This is a genomic window from Nocardia amikacinitolerans NBRC 108937 (assembly GCF_001612615.1).
In the GTDB taxonomy this organism is placed as follows: Bacteria; Actinomycetota; Actinomycetes; order Mycobacteriales; family Mycobacteriaceae; genus Nocardia; species Nocardia amikacinitolerans.
In genome coordinates this window covers 19,108-42,633 of sequence record NZ_BDAU01000023.1, presented here as the reverse complement: position 1 = coordinate 42,633, position 23,526 = coordinate 19,108, and the positions used below count along the sequence as shown (strand labels likewise).

At 68.0% G+C, this 23,526-nt stretch carries 17 protein-coding genes; 9 read left to right on the top strand and 8 right to left on the bottom strand.

Translation table 11 applies throughout. The features are described 5' to 3' along the window. Positions 1–1,433 precede the first annotated feature (1,433 nt). The gene (locus NAM01S_RS18860) at positions 1,434–2,120 is read left to right on the top strand and encodes a class I SAM-dependent methyltransferase (protein ID WP_067787069.1); all 687 of its coding nucleotides are present in this window, start codon (positions 1,434–1,436) and stop codon (positions 2,118–2,120) included. Between the two features lie 255 nt (positions 2,121–2,375). Here the strand turns inward: NAM01S_RS18860 and NAM01S_RS18855 are convergent, their stop codons facing one another. Then, positions 2,376–2,972 (bottom strand): alpha/beta hydrolase family protein, encoded by a 597-nt coding sequence (locus tag NAM01S_RS18855; protein ID WP_067787067.1) that lies wholly within the window; start codon positions 2,970–2,972, stop codon positions 2,376–2,378. Between the two features lie 230 nt (positions 2,973–3,202). Here NAM01S_RS18855 and NAM01S_RS18850 point away from each other — a divergent pair, with 230 nt between their 5' ends. Together NAM01S_RS18850 and NAM01S_RS18845 are read left to right on the top strand one after the other, a co-directional pair. Beyond that, a complete protein-coding gene (locus NAM01S_RS18850) occupies positions 3,203–5,038 on the top strand; it encodes an acyl-CoA dehydrogenase (protein WP_067787065.1) in 1,836 nt (611 codons plus the stop codon). Between the two features lie 168 nt (positions 5,039–5,206). Then, positions 5,207–6,292, top strand: coding sequence for a glycoside hydrolase family 183 protein (locus NAM01S_RS18845; protein ID WP_067787063.1), 1,086 nt, complete (start codon positions 5,207–5,209; stop codon positions 6,290–6,292). Between the two features lie 471 nt (positions 6,293–6,763). Here the strand turns inward: NAM01S_RS18845 and NAM01S_RS18840 are convergent, their stop codons facing one another. The 3 genes from NAM01S_RS18840 to NAM01S_RS18825 form a co-directional block, all read right to left on the bottom strand. Beyond that, positions 6,764–7,147 carry a hypothetical protein gene (locus NAM01S_RS18840; RefSeq protein WP_067787061.1) on the bottom strand — a complete coding sequence of 128 codons (384 nt, stop codon included), beginning with the start codon at positions 7,145–7,147 and terminating at the stop codon, positions 6,764–6,766. A gap of 972 nt (positions 7,148–8,119) precedes the next feature. Continuing rightward, positions 8,120–8,554, bottom strand: coding sequence for a hypothetical protein (locus NAM01S_RS18830; RefSeq protein ID WP_067787057.1), 435 nt, complete (start codon positions 8,552–8,554; stop codon positions 8,120–8,122). 594 nt (positions 8,555–9,148) lie between these two features. Further along, a complete protein-coding gene (locus NAM01S_RS18825; RefSeq protein WP_067787055.1) occupies positions 9,149–9,358 on the bottom strand; it encodes a hypothetical protein in 210 nt (69 codons plus the stop codon). 332 nt (positions 9,359–9,690) lie between these two features. On the opposite strand from NAM01S_RS18825, the gene NAM01S_RS18820 reads away from it, so the two are divergent. Continuing rightward, positions 9,691–10,866, top strand: a complete 1,176-nt coding sequence (locus NAM01S_RS18820; protein ID WP_157107794.1) for a hypothetical protein — start codon at positions 9,691–9,693, stop codon at positions 10,864–10,866. Further along, on the top strand, positions 10,863–11,252 hold the full coding sequence (locus tag NAM01S_RS18815; RefSeq protein ID WP_157107793.1) for a hypothetical protein: 390 nt from the start codon (positions 10,863–10,865) through the stop codon (positions 11,250–11,252). The genes NAM01S_RS18820 and NAM01S_RS18815 overlap by 4 nt, the downstream gene beginning before the upstream one ends. Before the next feature lie 1,323 nt (positions 11,253–12,575). Here NAM01S_RS18815 and NAM01S_RS18805 read toward each other — a convergent pair. The 3 genes from NAM01S_RS18805 to NAM01S_RS36645 form a co-directional block, all read right to left on the bottom strand. Continuing rightward, positions 12,576–13,169: a hypothetical protein gene (locus NAM01S_RS18805; RefSeq protein ID WP_157107792.1), complete on the bottom strand. Its 594-nt coding sequence runs from the start codon at positions 13,167–13,169 to the stop codon at positions 12,576–12,578. Between the two features lie 14 nt (positions 13,170–13,183). Next, complete coding sequence (locus NAM01S_RS35110) at positions 13,184–13,327, bottom strand: hypothetical protein (RefSeq protein ID WP_157107791.1); 144 nt, start codon at positions 13,325–13,327, stop codon at positions 13,184–13,186. Positions 13,328–13,556: 229 nt separating this feature from the next. Further along, positions 13,557–17,600: a VanW family protein gene (locus tag NAM01S_RS36645; protein WP_255284320.1), complete on the bottom strand. Its 4,044-nt coding sequence runs from the start codon at positions 17,598–17,600 to the stop codon at positions 13,557–13,559. A 416-nt stretch (positions 17,601–18,016) separates the two neighbouring features. Between NAM01S_RS36645 and gnd the strand changes: the two genes are divergently transcribed. After that, entirely contained in the window at positions 18,017–19,045 is a 1,029-nt protein-coding gene (gene gnd / locus NAM01S_RS18795) for a phosphogluconate dehydrogenase (NAD(+)-dependent, decarboxylating) (protein WP_067787075.1), read from the top strand. A 230-nt stretch (positions 19,046–19,275) separates the two neighbouring features. Continuing rightward, positions 19,276–19,524, top strand: coding sequence for a helix-turn-helix domain-containing protein (locus NAM01S_RS34135; protein WP_307188688.1), 249 nt, complete (start codon positions 19,276–19,278; stop codon positions 19,522–19,524). Between the two features lie 176 nt (positions 19,525–19,700). Here NAM01S_RS34135 and NAM01S_RS18790 read toward each other — a convergent pair whose 3' ends face one another. Next, positions 19,701–21,023, bottom strand: a complete 1,323-nt coding sequence (locus NAM01S_RS18790; RefSeq protein ID WP_067787047.1) for an acetyl-CoA C-acetyltransferase — start codon at positions 21,021–21,023, stop codon at positions 19,701–19,703. Positions 21,024–21,270: 247 nt separating this feature from the next. Here NAM01S_RS18790 and NAM01S_RS18785 point away from each other — a divergent pair, with 247 nt between their 5' ends. Both NAM01S_RS18785 and NAM01S_RS18780 read left to right on the top strand, forming a co-directional pair. After that, positions 21,271–22,626 (top strand): 3-oxoacyl-ACP reductase, encoded by a 1,356-nt coding sequence (locus tag NAM01S_RS18785; RefSeq protein ID WP_067787045.1) that lies wholly within the window; start codon positions 21,271–21,273, stop codon positions 22,624–22,626. Next, positions 22,626–23,492, top strand: a complete 867-nt coding sequence (locus NAM01S_RS18780; protein WP_084483065.1) for a MaoC/PaaZ C-terminal domain-containing protein — start codon at positions 22,626–22,628, stop codon at positions 23,490–23,492. Before NAM01S_RS18785 ends, NAM01S_RS18780 begins: the two co-directional genes overlap by 1 nt. Positions 23,493–23,526 lie beyond the last annotated feature (34 nt).

Sequence of the window (23,526 nt, the reverse complement as noted above, 5' to 3'; positions counted from 1 at the left end):
CGGTGCTCGGCTTCCATTACGGGGTGCGGTGGGCGCATGTCGGATGGCGGCCGGCTTTCCGGGGCTCGGGTGGGCGACGGGTTCCGAGGGCACGCCCGCTCGGGCACGCACTCGGTCCCAAGTATCCATCCAACGGTGCTGGGCGCGTCGCCTGCCGTACCCGGCTTACCTCCCGCAGTCGGTGGACACGGGGTTCGGCTTCCGGCGTGGTCATCCGGCCGTGGTTGCGTCCAGAGAGTGGGCAAAGCGAAAGCGAGCTCTGACCTGTCAAGGGCCTGACCACCATTTGACTACCGTCGATAGAGAAATGGATTCGACGGTAGTCAAATGGTGGCTCTTCAAGATCAAACAGCCACCATTTGACTACCGCCGATTTCGCGGGCTCGCCCAAGCGCGCCGTCGGGCACGCGCGACCGCATCGGACTGTCCCCACCGCGTACACGGCATGGCCGAGAGTCGGCGCGGTCGGCCCCCACGGGCAGCGGCGGTGACGGCGGCGGCAACGGCGGCCAGCGGCAGCGACGACGACAGCAGCGACGGCAGCGACGGCGACGGCGGCCGAGTGGTGACCGGTGGTGACCGGGAGTGGTGGCGATAGCGCGACGGCGACGGCGACGGCGGCAGCGACGGCGGCGACGGCAGCAGCGCGACGGCCAGCAGCGACGGCGACGGCCGGGGTCGCGGCAGCGGCGAAGGCAACGGCCCAGGGGCAGCGGCGAGGGCTGGCGGAAGCAGCGGCGGTGACGGCGACGGCGGCGGGGGCAGGTGGTCGCAACGGCAGCGGCGGCGATGACGGCGGCGGCGGCAACGGCGGCAGCGACGGCGGCCAGCGGCAGCGACGACGACGGTAGCGACGGCGGCGACGGCAGCGACGACGACAGAGGCGGCCGAGTGGTGACCGGCGGTGGCGGGGGTGGTGGCGATAGCGCGACGGCGACGGCAGCAGCAGCAGCGACGGCCGGGGTCGCGGCAGCGGCGAAGGCGACGGCCCCGGGGCAGCGGCGAGTGCTGGCGGAAGCAGCGGCCGTGACGGCGACGGCGGGCGGGGGCCGGTGGTCGCAACGGCAGCGGCGGCGATGACGGCGGCAGCGACGGCGGCGGCAACGGCAGCAACGACGGCGGCGGCCGGGGTGGTGACCGGTGGTGGCCGGAGGTGGTGGCGACGACGGCGATGCTGACGACGACAACAGCAGCGGCGGCGGCAGCAGCGGCGAGGGGTCGCGGCGGCAGCGGCGGCGGCAGCAGCGGCGAGGGGTCGCGGCGGCAGCGACGACGGGCGGCGGCCGGTGGTCGCAGCGGCGGCCGGGGCGGTGGCCGTGGCCGTGGCCGTGGCCGTGGCCGTGGCCGTGGCGGACCCTGGCGGAGTCCCCCATCCGGTGCGGGCGGAAGTGCCAACCATCCGCCCGCGCGCGAGGGTTCCTAGACTCGCGGGTATGGATGCGGCCGATTGGGACGCGCGGTACGCGCAGAGTGAATTGGTCTGGGGCGCACCGCCGAACAGCACCGTGGTGGAGCACGTCTACGGGCTGGATCGGCGCGTGCCGCCGCGGCCCGACACCGCCGACGGCGAGACGCTGCCGCGGGCGCTCGACCTGGCGTGCGGCGAAGGGCGCAACGCGGTCTGGCTCGCCACCCACGGCTGGGAGGTGCACGCGGTCGACTATTCGCAGGTAGGCATCGACAAGGGGCGGACCGTGGCGACGCGGTTGTCCCGGTCGGTGCGCGGCCGCATCACCTGGCAGTGCGCCGACGTCACCGATCTCGACGCCGCCGGGGTCACCGGCCCGTACGAGCTGGTGCTGATGGTCTTCCTGCACCTGCCCGCCGACCAGCGCCGCGCGGTACTCCGTCGCGCCGCCGAACTACTCACCCCGGCGGGCACGCTGCTCGTCCTCGGCCACGACACGCTCAACCTGACGGAGGGCTTCGGCGGACCGCCGGACCCATCGATCCTCTTCACTCCCGACGACATCGTCGCCGATCTCGCTGCGACCTCCGACCTGGAGATCCGCACCGCCGAACGGGTGCTGCGACCGACCGAGCACAGGGACGCCATCGACGCGCTGGTCATCGCGACCAAACCCGCGCCGGAGCCCGTCGAGCCGGACAACCCCTCCTGACCGGGTCGATCACCGCGGCCCGAACCGGGCACCTCTCGCACGGCAGGCGCTCGCGGCAAGCCCAGCTCTGAACTCCCCGAACTGATCCGGCGGCAGATCCCGACCGCGGACAAAGTTCGCGCCCAACTCAGCAGTCACACCTGCCGTGCAGCCCATGCCCTGAGGCCGCGGCGATACCGTCTTCGGCAGTCGCACGCGTCGCGGACGCTCTCAGCGCCCGGGAAAGCGCATTAGATCGCCGACCGGCGCGAACCCCTACTCCGACCAGTGGCGCAACCACGGCTGCACGGTCGCCGCGATGGTGTCGAACCCCGCCCGGAACGAATGCGGCTGCCCCGGGATCACCCGCACCTCGGCCGCGTCGGCGGGATCGGGCACGCCGAACGGGTCGTTGGCCCCGTTGATCACGACGACCTCTACGTCCCCCGCCGCGAGCAACTCCTCGCGCCGCGATTTCTCCGGCTTTCCCGGCGGATGCAGCGGAAACGACAGCGCAAGCACGCCGCGAACCCCCGCCTCGACCGCCGTCCGACAGGCGACCCTGGCTCCGTTGCTGCGTCCGCCTTGGATCACGGGAACCCCGCGCACCTTCTTGCGCAACGCGGCGACGATCTCCAGCCAGGCCTCGTCCTGCTTGACCGCCGAACCGGGCGCGCGCCGCCCAGCGACGCGGTAGGGCTGCACCACCCTGGCCACCGCGCCGCCCAGCTCGAGCGCCGAATCGCGCACGACCAAAAGATCTTTCGCCTCCACCCCGCCGCCGGAACCGTGGGTGAGCAGCAGCAGGAAAGCCGGCTTGCGCGGCCGGTCGAGCTCGATCTCCGCGGGGCCCGCGCTCGTCTCGATCTGCACACCTCACCGTATCCGCCGCCGAGCGGAGAGCACAGATGCCGCGCTCAGAGGCTGTTTATCGCGTCACATTGCGCCCCGCCGTCTTTGCCAGCCCCTTACCGGCCGGTAATATGACGCATAAGTTACCCGCGAGTAGCATGCGGAAAACCGGACACTACCCCGGTGGCGACAACGGGCGGGAACGGCAACCAAACCGACCGCACCAACTCAACGGAGAGTGAGTACAGACCATGGGTCACTACAAGAGCAACGTCCGCGACCTTGAGTTCAACCTCTTCGAGGTCCTCGGACTGGGCACCCTCCTCGACGCGGGCGCCTACGGCGACCTGGACAGCGACACCGTCAAGGAGATGCTCAACGAGGTGCGTCGCCTGGCCGAGGGCCCGCTGGCCGAGTCCTTCGTCGAGGGCGACCGCAACCCGCCGGTCTTCGATCCCGAGACTCACACCGTCACCCTGCCGGAAGCGTTCAAGAAGTCCTACCGCGCCCTCGAAGAGGGTGAGTGGATGAAGGTCGGCGTCCGCGAGGAGCTCGGCGGCCTCGGCGCTCCCTCCAGCGTGGTCTGGGCACTGAGCGAGATGATCCTCGGCGCCAACCCGCCCGCTCAGATGTACGGCGCGGGCGCCGGCTTCGCGCAGGTGTTCTACAACAACGGCACCGACGAGCAGAAGAAGTGGGCCCAGATCATCGCCGAGCGCAACTGGGGCGCCACCATGGTGCTGACCGAGCCGGACGCCGGTTCGGACGTCGGCGCCGGCCGCACCAAGGCGATCAAGCAGGAGGACGGCTCCTGGCACATCGAGGGCGTCAAGCGCTTCATCACCTCGGGTGACTCCGACGACCTGTTCGAGAACATCATGCACCTGGTGCTGGCTCGCCCCGAGGGCGCGGGCCCGGGCACCAAGGGTCTGTCGCTGTTCTACGTGCCGAAGTACCACTTCGACTTCGAGACCCAGACCCTGGGCGACCGCAACGGTGTGTTCGTCACCAACGTCGAGCACAAGATGGGCATCAAGGTCTCGGCCACCTGTGAGGTGACCTTCGGCGGCCACGGCATCCCCGCCAAGGGCTGGCTGGTCGGCGAGGTGCACAACGGCATCGCGCAGATGTTCGACGTCATCGAGAACGCCCGCATGATGGTCGGCACCAAGGCCATCGCGACCCTGTCGACCGGTTACCTGAACGCCCTTGCCTTCGCCAAGGAGCGCGTGCAGGGTGCGGACCTCACCCAGATGACCGACAAGACCGCGCCGCGCGTCACCATCACCCACCACCCGGACGTGCGTCGTTCGCTGGCCCTGCAGAAGGCTTACGCCGAGGGCCTGCGCGCCGTGTACCTCTACACCGCCGCGCACCAGAACGCCGACGTGGCGAACCTGGTCTCCGGCGCCGACGAGGACGTGGCCTTCCGGGTCAACGACCTGCTGCTGCCGATCGTCAAGGGTGTCGGTTCCGAGCGGGCCTACCAGTACCTGACCGAGTCGCTGCAGACCTTCGGTGGTTCCGGCTTCCTCCAGGACTACCCGATCGAGCAGTACATCCGCGACGCGAAGATCGACTCGCTGTACGAGGGCACCACCGCCATCCAGGCGCAGGACTTCTTCTTCCGCAAGATCGCTCGCGATCGCGGTGTTGCGCTGGCCCACGTGGCGGGTCAGGTCCAGAAGTTCATCGAGTCGGAGGCGGGCAACGGCCGCCTGAAGGGCGAGCGCAAGCTGCTGGCCACCGCGCTCGAGGACGTCCAGGCCATGGCCGCCACGCTGACCGGCCACCTGATGGGCGCTCAGGAGCAGCCGTCCGAGCTGTACAAGGTCGGCCTGGGTTCGGTGCGCTTCCTGCTCGCCGTCGGTGACCTGCTCATCGGTTGGCAGCTGCTGCGCCAGGCCGAGGTCGCCATCGCGGCCCTCGACGCCGGTGCCACCGGCTCGGACGTGGCGTTCTACAACGGCAAGATCGGTGTGGCGCAGTTCTTCGCCCGCAACGTCCTGCCCGAGCTGACCGCCACCCGCGCGATCCTCGCCAACCTGGACAACGACATCATGGAGCTCGACGAAGCCGCCTTCTGAGGCTCGTAGCTCGAAATACCGAGGAGCGGTCCGGATTCGTCCGGGCCGCTCTTCGGCGTTTCGGGTAGCGGCGTGTCCGGTCCCACAACTTCACTCCTGCCCCGAATCCGCGGCGGGCAGGCACAATGTTCGGGGCAGACGCGCGCGCAACAGAAGGGATCCGTCCGGATGAAACGATCGCTGTCCGCTTTCGCAAGAGCCGGGGCCGTCGCAGCGGCCTGCACGGTCGTGCTGGCGGGTCCCGCCGCCGCAGACCCGAACAACGTCAACCCGATCCCGGTGCTCAACGGCTGGCGCGGACTACCGCAGCTGCCAGGGCCGACCAAGGCCGTCTTCCAGATGACCGGCATGGACAGTCCGAATCGGACGCAGAACGTCAACGTGCTCGGCACCGACCTCGGCATCATGTGGGACGACGGCAGCGGCCGGATGATCACCGCCTTCGGCGACAGCGCCGGACTCGGCGTGCCGAACCTGCTCGCGGGCAGCATGTGGGCGTGGACTTCGAACGTGTTGTTCCGCAGCACGACCAAAGATCCGTCCGGCGGCATCTTCTTCGACAGCGTCGTGCCGAATCCCTTGCCGAGCCCCAAGATTCCCGGCATCGAGATCAGTCTCATTCCGACCGCGGGCATTTCGGTCGGCGGCGTGCAGTACATGAGCCTGATGTCGGTGCGGGAGTGGGGCGATCACGGCAAGTGGCACACCAACTTCGCCACCCTCGCCGTCTCCGGTGACGGCGGCCAGACCTGGGCGCCGCTGCCCAACACCCGTCGCGCGAACGTGGACGGGCACGAGCGTTTCCAGCAGAACGCCTTTCTGAAGCACGACGGCTACGTCTATCGCTACGGCACCGCCGCGGGCCGCAACAACCCCGGGTTCGTCTCGCGGACAAGGGAAGCCGACATCGCCAACATCGACTCCTACGAGTACTGGGACGGCGGCGCGTGGAAGCCGCACGACGCCAAGACCTCCGCGCCGATCGTGGAGGGCGTCGCCGAGCTCTCGGTGATGTGGAACGAGTACCTCGGTCAGTTCGTCATGCTGACGACCGATCCGGCGAATTCCGTTGTCATGCGCACGGCTTCGTCGCCGGAAGGACCGTGGAGCGCGCCGCGGGTGCTGGTCGAGGCTGCGTCGCTGCCGACCGCGTACGCGCCGATGATCTTCCCGTATCAGACCGGGTCGGATCTGTACTTCCTGCTGACGGTGCACACGCAGTACAACGTCGTGTTGATGAAGACGCCGCTGTAGGGGTGCGCCCGAGGAACGGCTGAGACGAGAAGAGCGGCCCGGGAGGTTTCCCGGGCCGCTCTCGTCTGCGGGCAGGTGATCTGCCTGGTGGCTTACATCCGTCATCGCGTTTGGGCTACGGTCAGATGCCGCGGCTCCTGTCAGGTCGAGGTGTCGATTCAGTCTGCCTACGCGAAAAACCTTCTGCGCGCCGGAGTCTGGGTCCCCGCGCCATGCGAGTCGGTGTCGAAAGCTCGCCGAGCCAGCGCCGATTGCCGAGCCGGTGTCGATTGCCGAGCCGGTGCCGATCAGGTTGCCGAGCCGGCGCCGATCAGCCTGCCGAGCCGGCGCCGATCAGCCTGCCGAGCCGATGTCGATCAGCCTGCCGAGCCGGCGCCGATCAGCCCGCCGAGCCGGCGCCGATCAGCCTGCCGAGCCGATGTCGATCAGCCTGCCGAGCCGGCGCCGATCAGCCCGCCGAGCCGATGTCGATCAGCCTGCCGAGCCGGTGCCGATCAGGTTGCCGAGGCCGGTGAGCAGGTTGGAGGAACCGGCGCTCCAGCCGTCCAGCCAGGGGTTGGGGTAGCCGTCCGCGACCGGCAGCGGCTTCACGCCGCCGGAACCGGTGGACAGCAGCCGGGAGAGGCCGGTGGCGAAGTTGGACGAACCGGCGGCGGAACCGGTCGGAGCCTCGGTCGAGGTCAGCAGCGGCTTCACGCCGCCCGAGCCGGAGGTCAGCAGGTTGGACAGGCCGGTGGCGAAGTTGGACGAACCGGCGGCCGAGCCGGTCGGAGACTCCGCCGACGCCACGCCGGAACCACCAAGGACGATACCGGCGGCGACCACAGCGATGCCGAGCACACGAATCTTGCTCATCGAATTCTTTTCTTCCTCGAAAGCTCTCGCCGGCAACACGCTGCCGCCGACGCGGGCCTATGTCTATCACGCGAGATTTGCGGACCACGACGTGATGATGAACGCAGCGCAAATGATCAGTTACGAGTAGTTCACTTGCGCAGGGGCGACCGAGTGAAGCGTGGTGGTGTGTGGTTCTACCAGGATTTCTGCGCTGACGTGCAGTGATGGAGATGGCTGGGCGATGACGGGTTACGTGTCCGGCGTCACCGGCTCTGGCAAACATCTCTTCCGAACGGAATCTTGGCGATGACAACAGCCGATCGCGCTGATTCCATTGGTTGTAATCAGCGGTTTCGCGAGTAGGGCTTTTCGGGCGAACTCGCAGGGTCGGCTGGAAACGAAAAATTGCCCCACCTCGGAGGAGGCGGGGCAATTTGTGTCGGCGGTTGCCGCGCGGGGTTGTCGCGTCGATTGGCGATCCGCTCGACCGCGTCGGGTCGGTGCGGGGATCCGGCATCGTGTTGACGCGGGATTATCGCGTCGAGTCGGCGCCAGGGCTGCCGCACGCGTTGACCGGGATTTCCCACGCGCTGACGCCAGAACTACCGCACGCGCTGACGCTGGTGCCGCGTCCAGAATGGTCGGCCCGGTAGCCGACCGAAGGCCACCGTCACCCCGGCAGACCGACTGGATGCGGCCTTCATTCACCCGACCCGCGTGCCCCGGTGAACCGACCGAGGGTGACTCTCAGCACGGTAGGCCGACCAATGGTGACCCTCGGTCGGCGTGCTTGTCCAGCCTTTGCGGACGGGGCCCTAGGACCACCGCGTCGCGTTGGCGCCGGATTGCCGTGTCACGCTGACGTCAGGGTTATCGCGTCGATTGCAGACCAGCTTCCCTGCGCCGTGCGGTGCCGGGACTATCGCGTCGCATTGACGCCGGTGCACTGCGCAGCGTCGGCGACAGGACTACCGAGCGGCTCGCTCCGGGCTACTTCGTCGCGTCGCCACCCGAGGAACCGGTGGCGAGGAGCTCGAGCAGCGGCGCCAACGACTCAGCCGAACCGGTCCCGGTCTCGTTCGCCGCCGGCTTCGTCTCGCCAGCCGAACCCGTCGCCAGCAGCTCGAGCAGCGGCGCCAACGACTCCGCCGAACCGGTCCCGGTCTCGTTCGCCGTCGGCTTCGTCTCGCCAGCCGAACCCGTCGCCAGCAGCTCGAGCAGCGGCGCCAACGACTCGGCCGAACCGGTCCCGGTCTCGTTCGCCGCCGGCTTGGCCTCGCCAGCCGAACCCGTCGCCAGCAGCTCGGCAAGCGTGGTCAGCGACTCGGCCGAGCCCGTGTCGTCCGCGGTGGCGAGGCCGGAACCGGCCAGCACGATGCCGGCAGCGGCGGCGAAAGCGAACCCGAACGAACGAATGATTTTCATCTTGAAACAGTCCCCTTGGAAGATTTTCCCTCCGTCGGCGACCTGCTGGTGGCCGACGAAATTGTTCTATCACAGGGCTACGAGCGTTAACGACGAAGAGGCACATTTCGAATGGGACGCAAGTAACTCGAATTTTGCGAGACGCCCGAGATGAAACCTTCACAATTTGCTGCCTCGCGACTGAAGCGAGTGCCCGAACAGCAGCTGCGCGATGTGGAAAGGCACTTTCAGAAGTCGCCCTACCAGCCGATAGGCCCGGATTTTTCAGCATCGTCGCGGTCAGCACTCGTTAACCCGGGGCCGTAAGGAGGCCCTACATTCCCCCATACGCAAGACCGGACTATTACGGGCTCACCTCCACTCGAATCGTGCGGTGAGATCTATCTCACAGAATTGACCCGTAACGTTCCACCTGGGCAAATGCCGAGGAATGCCCGCGAAATCGCAAAGCCCGCCTCTCGCAATCTGCAAGCTTCGCATAGAAACTTGCAGTTGGAAGTATCTGACAACACCGCTACGCAACGCCGCCCCTGACACAGAACGCAAAAAGCCCCGCCTCCCAAAGGGAGACGGGGCACTTCGTCACTCGGACGCCTACTGGGTGCCAGCACCCGACGAACCGGAGGACAGCGCCTTCACCAGGTCCATGATCACCTTGTCGATCGGGTACATGTCCGCGACCTGCTGCGCCGCGGGAGCAGCGGGCTGCACCGGCTGGACGGCTTCGGCGCTTGCCACACCGGAACCGGCAAAGATCCCCGCCGCAGCAGCGAGGGCAATTCCGAACGCGCGAATCTTGGTCATCGAGCAACTTCCCCTTGGAACGATCTTTTCACGGCCAACCGCACGTGGCCGACACAAGAGTGTCCATCACAGCGCTACGACAGTCAACGCCGAACCGACCCATCGGCTCGATCGAGGAATTCCTCCTGAAATCCTCGAATTGCAGGCTTTCGTCGATTCGCCCGCACCACTTCTTCGTACCCCCACCACGCACGCCCCAATCCGCCTACTCGAGTAGTGATTCGACCGCCGAGGCCGTATTCCCGGAAAGCCTCATCCCGCCGACCGCGCGATGGGTACGAATTGCTCGCCGCTGCCGGGGTATTCGTGCGCGGCTCCGGTACCTTCGGGTCATGGGGAGTCCGACCGGCCCGGTGCGTCGGTTACCGAGGTTTCGCCGTCCGCTCGCGATAGTGCTCGGCATCGTGGTGGCGGTGGCGGTCGCCGGCTCGCTGCCGAGGTGGTGGTGCGGTCGTGACGCCGACGGGTGGTACCGCGGGGATCCGGCACTGGTGCGTGGACTCGCCGAAGAATTGGTGGCCTTCGAATCCGAGGACGATCATCGACGCACGAGCGGGTCGGAGAAAGGTCTCGCCGAAATGTGGGGGCTGCTCGCGCATCAAATGACGGCGCTCGGACTTGCGCAAGTCTGTCTGGAGCACCCCGAATTGCGGGAACGCTACGCCCCCATCGTGACTCGCGCGGCAGTCAAGAGTCTGTTGCCCGAGATGCGCACCGAGTTTACCTCGGCCTGGCACGGCGAGGACGGGATGGCGGAACTCGACAGTCCGAACGGCCACGCCTACCTCTCCTACCCCGCCCTCGCGCTCGGGATGGCCCGCCTCGTCGATCCGGCGTTCCCTCCCGACCTCGCGGACCGACACGACGCGCTGATCGCCTCCTTGGCGCGGCGACTACTCGCCTCGCCAACTGCGCTGCTGGACACCTTTCCCGGCCGGGCCTACCCCACCGACGTGGCAGCCATCGCCGCCGCGATCGCGGTACACGGCCGCGCGACCGGCATCGACCACAAAGCGGTTCTCGCACACTGGGCGCAGCAGGTACGCGCGGTACAGATCGATCGGGGCACCGGACTGCTGCTGCAACGCATGGGTGTCGACGGGAAGGCGCAAGACGCCCCACGCGCCTCCGGAACCGGACTGGCGGCCTACTTCGCCGGCTTCGCGGACCGGGCACTCGCCGAGGAGCTGGCGACCGTCTTGTTCCGCCAGGAGCGAAAAGTCCTCGGCTTCAGCGCGATCCACGAATACAGCGACGGCTACCGCGGCGCCGGTGATATGGACAGCGGCCCCCTGATACTCGGAATCTCCATCTCCGCCACCGGTTTCGCCCTCGCCCCGGCCCGCGCCTTCGGACACCGCGACATGTTCACCCGCCTGTTCCGCGCCACAGACCTCTTCGGCCTGCCACTGCGGAGCGGACCGCGCTTACGTTTCGCGACCGGCGGGGTGATCGGCAACGCCCTACTACTTGCCTTCCTCACCTCCGGACCGGAACTCGCGCCATGAGAGTGCCCAACACCTCCCGCCTGCGCGCCGGGTGGCGGCTGGTCCGTATCCCGGTGATCCTGGTGGTGCTGTACCTCGCCCTGCACCCGGTCCTGACGGCGTTGTCCGCGCACCACGGCTTCGGTTCGCCCGACGGCCTCGGCCTCGGCTTCCTCACCGTCAGCGCCATGCTGGTGACGCTGCGGATAGTGCTGCTTGTCGTCGTGCCGGCCGTCCTCACCTACCGCGTTGTCGTGTGGGCCGTTTCGCGCATCCCGCACCGAGACAGTTCACCAAACCCGCCCAGCGGCGAGGCTGGATCGAAAGCGACACCGTCCGCGCCGACCGCCGCCAATATCCATGCGCCGCTGGAGGTTACGGACGGATCCGCTGAACCGGGTCGTTGACCGAGGGCCGGTGAGTCGGTCAGAGCTCCCTTGTAAAGAGGGCGGCGCTTCGTACCGGATGACCGGGGCTTCCTGGCCAGGCACGTGCAGGCGAAAGTGTCGTCGGCCCGCGCTCCCAGTTGCTGATGGTCGCCCAGTCATCGCCATTATCACCGTCGCCTGACTATTCGGGTTCGGGTCCGTGCCACCAGCAATTGGCACGGCGCCCTGCGCGGGACGCAGACTCGAATCGCGGATCGAGGACCCCGGCTTTCAGCCACGAGTTCAGCCGCGCGGCAAGTTGATCCGGCGAATCCAGCGTTGCGCCGATCAGCCAGATGCCCGAGCGATCCTTCCAATTCCGCACGAAATCCAGCGCGCAACAAGGAAGATCAGTCGGTGGGGGCGATTAAATGCGGCTAGGCCGGCCGCGTGGAACGACTGGTCTTTGTGATTCCGTTGGTGTGCTGGCTGCTGGCAGCGAGTCGTCGCGGTATCGCCTATAGGTAGGCATCGCACTAGCGGCGATCGCGGCGACACAACTAGTGGTGTTCGGAATCGCGACAAGGGCCGCTCTGCCACCGTGTCCTGTCCATCGGCAGTACCGACGGCACGCCCGATAACGGGGTCGCTGACCGGGTGCTGCAGCATTTGCGCGACTCCTGCGGATTGCCACTCGAGATCTACTCGAGCGGTAGCGACGGCCGCGGATGGAATATATGCAGGAACACCGGATGGTGGCTCGACCGTGCAGTCGAAACCATTGATCTGACAACGCTTCGGACCCGCAGTCGATTGGTTCGCCGCGCGAGATTCGATTGAGAAGCTGATTGAGATCGCCAGAACTCCCAGCGCCGGGACCGCCGCCAATATAAGCCCTCGATGCTTCCGTGGGATCGTAACGTTCTGCGCTTTGAACGGCCGAGTGGGCGATGCTCACACACTGATGGATTGGTACATGCAGCGCGATCGACTCAACATCCTGGATTCATCGAAGCGGGCCGCGGCTTTCGATTCTGCACTGGTTCAGCGCTTCCCTGACTATGCGGGGCTTCATCAAAGCCGTGATTCAGCAGGCAAGGGTCAGCAACGACAGTAATTTTGTTATGTCAGTGGCATTGTGAACGATCTCGATGCTGCTTCGGGCATCGAGATGCGGCTCAAGCGGTGGCACCGCGAATAACTCACTCGCACTTGACAGTCGGTCCCGTCGTGCAGGCGGTAGAGGCTCAGGTGATCCCAGTCATCCACCCCACCCTGGTTCAGCGACCGGCAATGCGGTTCGTGAGCATCGACCGGGGCCGGGCCGTGGGGTGTCGGTTCATCCGATCGTTTGTCTACCTCTCAGGCCCTGGCGGTGCCGTAGAAATAGTTCGGGACCGGGCTGGTCTCAGCGCGGGAACGAGCCGCAGCGTAGTCGGGATACCGTTGCGCCAGTGCACCATCGAAAAGAGCCGCCTGCTCTGCCGAATCCCAGTTGTCGAACTGGGTGCCACCCAGGTACCACCTGAGTGAAGTGGCCGTTTCATCAGGGCGCCCATTGCCAACTCCCAACACCGCAACCCCGCGCATTCGAGTCGGATCAGGGCTCACCGGGTCGAGCAGAGCCCTCGGATTGCCTTTCGGCGCGAGGGCAAACAGCTTGTCCAGCGAATCCCGTTCCGCCAACCACCGTGCAGCTGGACCGCGAACGTAAGACATGAACTTGCCGACGTAGTACTCCAGATTCACCTCGGCGCCGATATAGAGCGGGCGGTTGAAGTCATCGGGGTCATCGAAGTAACCGAACGGGACCGACTCGATCTGCCTGCCAACGAAAGCCCGCTGCGCCAATGCCTGCGCCATCTCGCCAACGGCCGACGTTCCGACCCATGCCTCACCGTAGATCCCGAGACGGCCACGTTCGCGCGACAGGCGAGCCCCAATCGCAGCGTCCATCCCCGGCACCCCCACTATCCGGGGGCGGCGAACCACAGCCGGCGCAAGTCTGGATGCCGACCCGTGAACTCCTCGGCGGGCCGACCGTCGAGCGGCCCGGACACCTCAAAGCCCGCATCCACCATGACCTCGGTCAACCGTGCGGTCACCAGATTCATCAATCGCAAGGTGCCACCAACCCCCACAGCGCTCACCCTTTCTGAACTCGAGCAGCGCGGCACAACGAGTACGAGGTTATTGCGGATCAGGTGGTCGAGGTGCTGCGTGGGGTGCTGCGAATCGGTTCTCCGGCCGAGCTGACAGTCGATTCGTGGGTGAACTTTTCCCACGACAAGTTCGATGTCAGCGCGCTCGGCTGATCGGCTCAGGCCACGTTGCGACGACCCATCATTCGCACTTGACCACCGGGATGGGGTCGTATTTCACCGTGCGCGTCGCGCGGGAGACCTCACGGCCGGTCTTGCGGTCGGTGATCACCCGGGTGTCGGTGATGGTGAAGCCCGGTGCGCCTTCGGAGGCGATGCAGTCCTTGCCCTTCGGCAGGGTGATGGTGTTGGGCTCGGTGGGCTTGGTCTTTTCGCCGGTGATGGATTCGACGTCGACCGTCTTGGTGCCCCAGAGACGGACGGTGATCTCCGAGCCGGTGGCGAAAGTTTCGATGTAGACGCCGGTTTGGGTGTTGTTGCGGAATTTGAGATCGATGGCGCCGTCGAAGACGGTGGCTTCGCGGGCGGCGGGGTAGCGGGAGATGTAGTAGCTGTGTTCGGTGTGGCCCGCGTCTTCGAGACCGGCGAAGTAGGCGGCGTTGTAGAGGGTGGTGGCGAACTGGCTGATGCCGCCGCCGACGGCGGTGCTCGGGCGGCCGTGGTCGATGATGCCGGATTCGACGTAGCCTTCCGCGGTGCCGCGCGGGCCGGTGAACTCGTTGAGCGAGAACGTTTCTCCCGGTTTCACCACCGCGCCGTTGACCTTCTGGGCCACGGTGCGGATGTTGACGCCGGACGGTCCGCTGAACCCGCTGGTGGTGAAGGCGCCCATCTGCTCGACGATGCCGAGACCCTGCGCGGCCTCGGTGGTGAGTTTGGGTTCGATCTTCTCGTAAACCGCTGCCGCGCTGCGCTGTTGCGCTGACGCGAGCAGGGTGGGCAGCTGTTCGAGGGTCTTCGGCCAGTTGATCTTGTCGCCGACCACCGCTGGCACGACACGCGGCGCTCCTCCGCTCACGGCGAAGGTCGCGTCCTTGGCTTCCACCTCGGATTTCGCCAGCTGCGGGGCGAGAATCGCGGTCGCGGCGTTCAGGTCGTAGTTCGCGGCGAGGCCGCCCTGTCCGTCTGGTGCGAAGCTGAGGACGGTCGCGATCTGCTCGGGGGTGAGGACGGCGTCGCCGCCCTTCCCGGTGAACACCACGTCGCCGCGCACGGCGGGTTCGGCGATGTCGTGCAGTGCGGTTTGGACAGCCTCGGGGCGGACGGTGAGCGGCGCTGGGACAACGGGCAATTCGAGGGTGCCGCCCTCGGTCCAGTTGTCGATCAACGCGTTTCGCGCGGCGGGCATGTCGAGTACGCGGCCGGGCACGGGCGGGATGGCGACCGGCTTGCCGTTCTGGAACTGGATGGTGCCTTCGACGGTGGGACGATCGTGCACGCGCAGTGCGGCGAGCTGACGGTCCAGCGCGGCTTCGTCGACGGAGCTGACGACCGAGACCTCGCGGGTGCCGAAGAAGGAGACCACGCGGGCGAAGGGGTTGATCGGCTGGCCGCCGATGCGGTCCCAGGTGCCTTCCCAGTCGACGGCGAGGCCTGCGGCGGAGGGGGTGAGCTCGGCCCGCACGTCACCGATCTGCAAGGGCAGTTCCTGGCCGGCCCGGCCGTCGAGGCTGGCGCGGAGCTTGGCGTCGGCTTCGTCGACGTCCATCCCCCCGACATCGATTCCGGCGACGACCACCCCGCGCGGCACGTCTCCGGAGGAGAGCACGGCGTCCACGGCGTAACCGAGGCCGCCGACGGCGATCACGGCTCCCGCGGCGATTCCGGCGCGACGGATGGCGGTTTTCCGCCACCACGGCCCGGAGTCGCCGGGGCCCGGTCTAGGGCGGGATCTGCGGGCGTTGTCCCAGCGCTGGCGGTTTTCGGTGTCGGTCGTTTGGACGACTGCTGTGGTGTGTTCTGTCATGTGCTCGGCATGGGGCGCGCGCTCGTCGGTCCGGTGGACGACAGCGGTCGCGTGCTCGTTGACGGTCGGGTGCGCGCCATGGGGTGCGCGCTGGACATCGGTCATGCGGAAGACGGCGGTGGCATGCTCGGCGTTCGCGTCCTCGCCGTAAGCCACGGTACCTGGGTGGGCGGGGTGCTCGCCGAGGGGCGCCGAGGCGGGGTTGGTCGACGGCGCCGCGTTGCCGGTCTGCCCGGTGTCCGACCACGCGAGGTACTTCGCCTGTCCGGCATCCGGATGGGCCTCCGCCCCGGCGTTGACCGACCACGCGACGTTTTCCCTACCGGTGGCATTCGTCGCCTGGGCCGAGTGGCTCCCCTGCCCGGCATGGTCCGCCCATCCGCCGTTGCTCGGCTGCGCGGCACTGGTCGCCTGGACCGGGCGGCCGGTCTGCGCACCATCAATTGTCCGCGCGCCATCGGTCGTCCACGGAAGGTCGTTCGGCTGCGCGGCACTGGTCGCTTGGACGGGCTGGCCGGCCCGCGCGGCATCGGTCGTCCACGGAACGTCGTTCGGCTGCGCGGCACTGGTCGCTTGGGCGGGCTGGCCGGCCCGCGCGGCATCGGTCGCCCACGGAAGGTCGTTCGACTTCGCGGCGCCGGTCGCCTGGACGGGCTGGCCGGCCCGCGCGGCATCGGTCGCCCACGGGACGTCGTTCGGCTGCGCGGCGCCGGTCCCTTGGGCGGGGCGGCCCGACTGCGCACCATCGGTCATCCACGCGGCTTTGCTCGGCTGCCCGGCAGCGGACTGCGCCTGGTCGTTTGCCCACGCCCCACTACCCACAGGACTGTCGTCCATTGCTTGGACGGGGCGGCCCTGTCCATGCGCAGCCCATGCGGCGTCGTTCGTCGGCCCAGCGTTGGCGGTCCGCGCGGCGTTGCCCAACGTGCCGCCAGCTGGGCCATCGTTTCCAGCCTGGGTTGGTCCGCCTTCGTTCCAAGCCTCGGTCCACGCACCACCGCTGGACTGCCCAGCGCTCGCCGCCGGAGCAGGGCCGCCCGACTGCCCGCCTTCGGCCGCCCACGCGCCGCCGCTCGCCCGGTCGTCCTGCACAGCCTTGGTGGGGCCGCCTTCCTGCCACTCGGTCCACACATCACCGCTGGACTGCCCAGCGTTCGCCGCCGGAGCAGGGCCGCCCGACTGCCCGGCATCGCTCGCCCACGCGCCGCCACTCGCCCGGCCGTCCTGCACAGCCTTGGTGGGACCGCCTTCCTCCCAAGCGTCGGTCCACGCACCACCGCTGGACTGCCCAGCGCTCGCGGCCGGAGCAGGGCGGCCCGACTGCGCGGCATCGCTCGCCCACGCGCCGCCGCTCGCCTGGCCATCGTTCATCGCCTCGGTGGGGTTGTGCTCCTGCCACGCGTCGGTCCACACCCCGGAGGGTGCGGCATTCCTCGACTGAGCGGCGCGGCCCTCCTGCCCGGCACCTGCCTCGCTCGCGTCGGTCCCCCAGACACTGTTGTCACCTTGCGCAGGGTCGCTCCCCCACGCATCATCGCTCGCCTGCCCCGCATCGGCTCCCCACCGACCACTGGCCTGCGCGGCGTTGTTCGCCCGCGCGTCATCGCGCCCCTGGTCGGCGTTCATCGCCTGGCCGGGGCGGCTCGCCTGCCCACCATCGGGCGCCCACGCACCATTGCCCCCGCGCAACGGCTCGTGCCCCCACGCGTCATCGCGGCCCTGGCCAACGTTCATCGTCTGATCGGGGCGGCTCGCCTGCTCAGAGTCGGTCGCCCACGCACCATTACCCGCGCGCGACGGCTCGTGTCCCCACGCACCCTGGCCGACGTTCATCGCCTGGTCGGGGCTGACCTGCCCACCATCGGCCCCCCACGCACCATCACCCCCGCGCGACGGCTCGTGTCCCCACGCGTCATCGCCTCCCAGGCCGACGTTCATCGCCTGATCGGCGCGGCTCGCCTGTCCACCATCGGGCGCCCACGCACCATCACCCCCGCGCGGCGACTCGTGCCCCCACGCACCCTGGCCGACGTTCATCGCCTGATCGGAGCTGACCTGCCCCCCATCGGCCCCCCACGCACCACCACCCGCACGCGCAGGCTCGTGTCCCCGCGCACCGTCACGCCCCTCCCCGACGTACATCGCCTGCGTGGGATAGCTGTCCTCCCCGGCACTCCCCGCACCCGCCTCCTGCGCGGGCACCCGCAAGGGCATGGTGTGCGTGGAGTCCGCCGGCGGCTGCTGGCCGGGCTGGGTCACGGGAAGTTGTGTGGTCTTCGCCTCATCTAGCGGTTCGCGGTTCGATTCGAGGTGATGACGGAGGCCGACCTCGCCATCTTGCTGTCGGCTGCGGCCGCGGTGTCCGGTGCTCGACTCGCTGGTCACGAACCGTCCCTCCCCGATGAAGGTGTATTTGTGGACCGCGCACGGTGCGGGTCGTCATCCACGATAGTTGTCCGCGCCGGGTACCGAACTCGAGCTCGGACGCGCAGCAAACCTCGTGCAATGAACCGCCTCGAACGCGGAAGAGCCCCGCGCAGTTGCCGGGTCGGGGGTCTGGCAACTGCGCGGAGCCGATCTGTTTATCGGAGCAGCGCACCCCGCGTTACACACCTTCCGTGGAGAATCGAGGACGACCCGCCAGACAGCTCGCACCCACGAGGGAGATGGACGGTATGCAGTTGGGAATGATCGGCCTCGGGCGGATGGGCGCGAACATCGTCCGCCGCGTCGTCCGGGACGGGCACACCGCGGTCGGCTACGAGCGCAAGCTCCGCAACATCGAGGAACTACGCGCCGATCTGGGCGAAAATTTCCGGGGCAGCACCGACCTGCCGGAATTCGTGGCGATGCTGGAGAAACCCAGGGTTGTATGGGTGATGATCCCGGCGGGCGCGACGGGCGCCGTGATCGATCAGGTCGCCGAGCTGCTCGAACCGGGCGACATCGTCATCGACGGCGGCAACAGCCGCTACCACGAGGACATCAAGCGGGCCGAGAAACTCACCCCCAAGGGCATCCACTACCTGGACATCGGCACCTCCGGCGGCGTCTTCGGCCTCAGCCGCGGCTTCTGCCTGATGATCGGCGGCGAGGCCGAGCAGGTGAAGTACCTGGATCCGCTGTTGAAGTCCATCGCACCCGGCCTCGACGCCGCACCGCGCACCCCCGGCCGCACCGGAGATCCGTCCACCGCCGAGCTGGGCTACCTGCACTGCGGCCCCGCCGGGGCTGGCCATTTCGTGAAGATGGTGCACAACGGCATCGAGTACGGCGCCATGGCCGCCTACGCCGAGGGCCTCAACATCCTGCACAAAGCCAACTACGGGGCCGCGCACAAGGGCGAGTTCTCCGCCGAGGAGACGCCGCTGGAACACCCCGAGTACTACCAGTACGACATCGATGTGCCGGAAGTCACAGAAGTGTGGCGGCGGGGGTCTGTGGTCGCCTCGTGGTTGCTGGATCTGACGGCCGGCGCGCTGTACGCGGACCCGAACCTCGACGAGTTCGGCGGCCGAGTCTCGGACTCCGGCGAGGGCCGCTGGACCGTGGACGCCGCGATCGACATCGGCGTCCCCGCCCCGGTCCTCTCGGCCGCCCTCTTCGCCCGCTTCGCCTCGCGCGGCGAGTCGCTGTACGCGGACAAGCTCCTGTCGGCCATGCGCCAAGCATTCGGCGGGCACTACGAGCTGCCCCCGAACTAGCCCGATGCCACAAACCGTTCGCACGCCTCACACAGGCGGTGCCTATGCGAGGAGTGCAACCGCTGTGTGGGAGCGTCTCCGACAAGTCGTCATGGCGGCGGACGCGTCGACGGGTCGAAGTCGAATCGGCAGCATGCTGCCGTTCTGTGCCCAGCGCGCAGGCAGGCGGATCCGTTCAGGCTGATTTCGGCGAGATACTGCCGATTTACTTCGGCGCCCGTTCGGCCTGACTGCGGAACCGCCAATTCGGCAGCATCCTGCCGACGGAAGGACGGCATGCCAGACACAAAGAGGACATCGGACAGGCGATCAGAACCGCGAGGCGCCGTCATCGGCTGACGCAGGAGCAACTCGCCGAACTGGCAGGGACCTCGACCCGCACGATTCGCGAGATCGAGCATGGCAGCGGCGGCACCGGCATCGCGACTGTCGCCACGGTCGCGAACGTGGTCGGACTCACCTTGGGCGTCACCGAATGACCGGTCCCGCCGAATCGCCCGCGCCGACGTGTACGAAGCGGGCAAGGCTGGCCGCCACCATCACCCGCACCGCCGACGGCCGCACGAAATTCCAGGTCGTGCGGAGATCAAAAACCCTGCACCGCAGGAGAAACCCAAAGGCGGCACCCGGTAGATGCCGCCTTCAGCGGTATGCGTCAGCGCTCCAGGATGGCGACGACGCCCTGTCCACCCGCGGCGCAGATGGAGATGAGGGCGCGGCCGGAGCCCTTTTCGGCGAGCATCTTCGCGGTGGAGGCGACGATGCGGCCGCCGGTGGCGGCGAACGGGTGGCCCGCGGCGAGCGAGGAGCCGTTGACGTTGAGCTTGCTGCGGTCGATCGAGCCGAGCGCGCCGTCGAGGCCGAGGCGCTCCTTGCAGTACTGGTCGGATTCCCAGGCCTGCAGGGTCGCGAGGACCACGGAGGCGAAGGCCTCGTGGATCTCGTAGTAGTCGAAGTCCTGCAGGGTCAGGCCGTTGCGGGCCAGCATGCGCGGCACCGCGTAGGTGGGCGCCATCAGCAGGCCGTCGGGGCCGTGGATGTAGTCGACCGCGGCGACCTCGGAGTCGACCAGGTGGGCGAGCACCGGCAGGTTGCGCTCGGCGGCCCACTCGTCGCTGGAGAGCAGTACCGCGGACGCGCCGTCGGTCAGCGGGGTGGAGTTGCCCGCGGTCATGGTGGCGTCGCCCAGCTTGTTGCCGAAGACCGGCTTGAGGGTGGCGAGCTTCTCGATCGAGGAGTTCGGGCGCAGGTTGTCGTCGCGGGTCAGGCCGAGGAACGGGGTGATCAGGTCGTCGAAGAAGCCGCGGTCGTAGGCGGCGGCCATGTTCTTGTGCGACAGGTAGGCCAGCTCGTCCTGCGCCTCGCGCGCGATGCCGAACTCCTTGGCGGTGATGGCGGCGTGCTCACCCATGGACAGGCCGGTGCGCGGTTCGGCGTTGCGCGGGATCTCGATGCCGAGCATGCTCGGGCGCAACTGGCCGACCAGCTTGAGGCGGTCCTTGTTGGTCTTGGCGCGGTTGGCGTCGAGCATCCACTCGCGCATGCCTTCGCTGACGCCGATCGGCGCGTCGGAGGTGGTGTCGGTGCCGCCGCCGACGCCCGCGTCGATGCGACCCGCCGCGATCGCGTCACCGACGGTGACGATCGCCTGCAGGCCGGTGCCACAGGCAAGCTGCAGGTCGTGCGCCGGGGTGTAGGGCGAAAGCTTGCTGCCCAGAACGCTTTCGCGGATCATGCCGTGCTCGCCGACCCGCTTGAGGACCGCGCCGCCGACGACCATGCCGAGCCGCTCGCCCTGCAGGTTGAACCTGCTCACCAGACCGTCCAGCGCGGCGGTGAACATGTCCTGGTTGGACGCGTGGGCGTACGCCTTGTCGGAGCGAGCGAACGGGATCCGGTTGCCGCCCACGATCGCGACCGGACGCGGGGCCTTCGCGGTCTTGGCCGTGCTCTTGGTTGAACGGGCTTTGTTTGTCACTCGAGTCTCCAAGGGTCTCGTGGGATGGTCCGGCGCACGGATGTTTCGCGCAGATCGGTGCCCCGTGCGTTGGTTTACATTAAACTTACTCTGGAGTAAGTTTGTTGTCGACACCGTACCCCGCAAATGTGCGCTGACACGCCCACCGCGCGGTGCCTGCCACGCAGTCCAGGCCCACGCGGAAACGTGCGGAACACCAGGGGCGAACCAGACATCCGCGAAATTCGAGACAGAAAAGGTAGGAACAGTGGCAGCCAAGAGCAAGGGTGCACCCAACCTCTACGGATCGTTCGTCCACTCCGCCCCCGGCCAGTTCCTGGCGAGCAAGCTGGGTCTGCCGCAGCCGGCGAACCTGCGCCGCTACGTCAAGGGTGAGCCGCCGCTGGCGGGCCCGGTGCTGATCGGCGGCAAGGGCCGCGTCGCCGAGCCCGTGCGCGCGCTGCTGTCCGACTACACCTTCTCCGACTCGCTGAGCCAGGGCACCAAGTACGGCGCGCTCGTCTTCGACGCGACCGGCATCGGCTCGATCGAGGACCTCTCCCAGCTGTTCGAGTTCTTCCAGCCCGCGATGCGCAGCATCACCCAGTCGGGCCGCGTTGTGGTCATCGGCACCACGCCGGAGCTGGCGGGCAGTGTCGACGCGCAGATCGCCCAGCGCGCGCTCGAGGGCTTCACCCGCTCGGTCGCCAAGGAACTGCTGCGCGGCGCCACCGCCCAGCTGGTGTACCTGCACCCGGAGGCCTCGGCCGCCGCGACCGGCCTGGAGTCCACCCTGCGGTTCCTGCTCTCGGCCAAGTCGGCGTTCGTCGACGGCCAGGTCATCCGGGTCGGCAAGGACGACGCCACCGCCCCCGCCGACTGGGACCGTCCGCTGGAGGGCAAGGTCGCCGTGGTCACCGGCGCCGCGCGCGGCATCGGCGCGACCATCGCCGAGGTGTTCGCCCGTGACGGCGCGAAGGTGATCGTCGCCGACATCCCCGCCGCGGGCGATGCGCTCTCGGAGACCGCCAACAAGGTCGGCGGCACCGCGCTCGCGCTGGACGTCACCGCGCCCGACGCCGCGGACAAGCTCGCCGAGTTCGCCACCGAGCGCTTCGGCGGCATCGACATCATCGTGCACAACGCGGGTATCACCCGCGACAAGCTGCTCGCCAACATGGACGAGGGCCGCTGGAACTCGGTCATCAACGTGAATCTCGCCGCGCCGCACCGCATCACTGAGGGCCTGGTGGCCAAGGGCGTGCTGAAGGAGGGCGGCCGCGTGATCGACGTGTCCTCCATCGCGGGCATCGCGGGCAACCGCGGCCAGACCAACTACGGCGCCTCCAAGGCAGGCGTCATCGGCATGGTGAACGCCGAGGCGCCGAAGCTGGCGGAGAAGGGCATCACCATCAACGCGGTGGCGCCCGGCTTCATCGAGACCGCGATGACCGCCGCCATCCCGCTCGGCACCCGCGAGGCCGGTCGCCTGATGAGCTCGCTGCTGCAGGGCGGTCAGACCGTCGACGTGGCCGAGACGATCGCGTTCTTCGCGAGCCCGGCCTCGAACGCGGTGAACGGCAACGTGGTTCGGGTCTGCGGCCAGAGCTTGATCGGAGCATGATGACCGAGACCATCACGCTCACCGAAACGCCCAAGAACAGCAGCCTTTTCGTGAAGGCAGCGCTGGGGGCCGTTCCGGTGCCGCTGCTTTCGGCGCGCAAGTCCACGCTGCCGGACCGGGTCATTCGGCTCGACGGCGTGAAGGTGGATCCTGATCACCTGGCCGCCTACTGCCGGGCCACCGGCCTGCGCTTCGGCGACTCGCTGCCGCTGACCTACCCGTTCATCCTGAGCTTCCCGCTGGCCATGCAGCTGGTGGTGGCGCGCGACTTCCCGTTCGTCGCGGTGGGCGCGGTGCACGCGCAGAACGTGATCGAGCGCACCCGCGAGATCTCGGTGAGCGAGCCGCTGGACTTCCGCACCCACATCGAGAACCTGAGGGAGCATCCGAAGGGCCTGCTGGTGGACGCGATTACCGAGGTCAGCGTGGGTCGCGAGCAGGTGTGGCGGCAGGTAACCACCTTTCTGCACCAGCAGCGCACCTCGCTGTCGGATCAGCCCAAGGGCGAGCCGAAGCCGGAAGAGGTGCCCCCGCCGCCGCTGCGGGCGCTGCGGGTGGATCAGAAGATGATCACCCGGTACGCCAACGCCTCCGGTGACCACAACCCGATCCACACTTCGGCGTTGGGCGCCAAGGCGTTCGGCTTCCCGAAGGCGATCGCGCACGGCATGTGGTCGGCGGCCAACGTCCTCAGCAATATCGAGGGCCGCATTCCCGAGAAGGCCACCTACACGGTGAAGTTCGGCAAGCCGATCCTGTTGCCCGCCACGGTGAACGTGTACGCGGACCAGGTCGAGGGCGGCTGGGATCTTTCGCTGCTGCACCCGAAGAAGGGTTTCCCGCATCTGACGGCGACGTTGCGCTGAGCCCGCTTCACGAACGCCCCCGAATCGCTGTGAT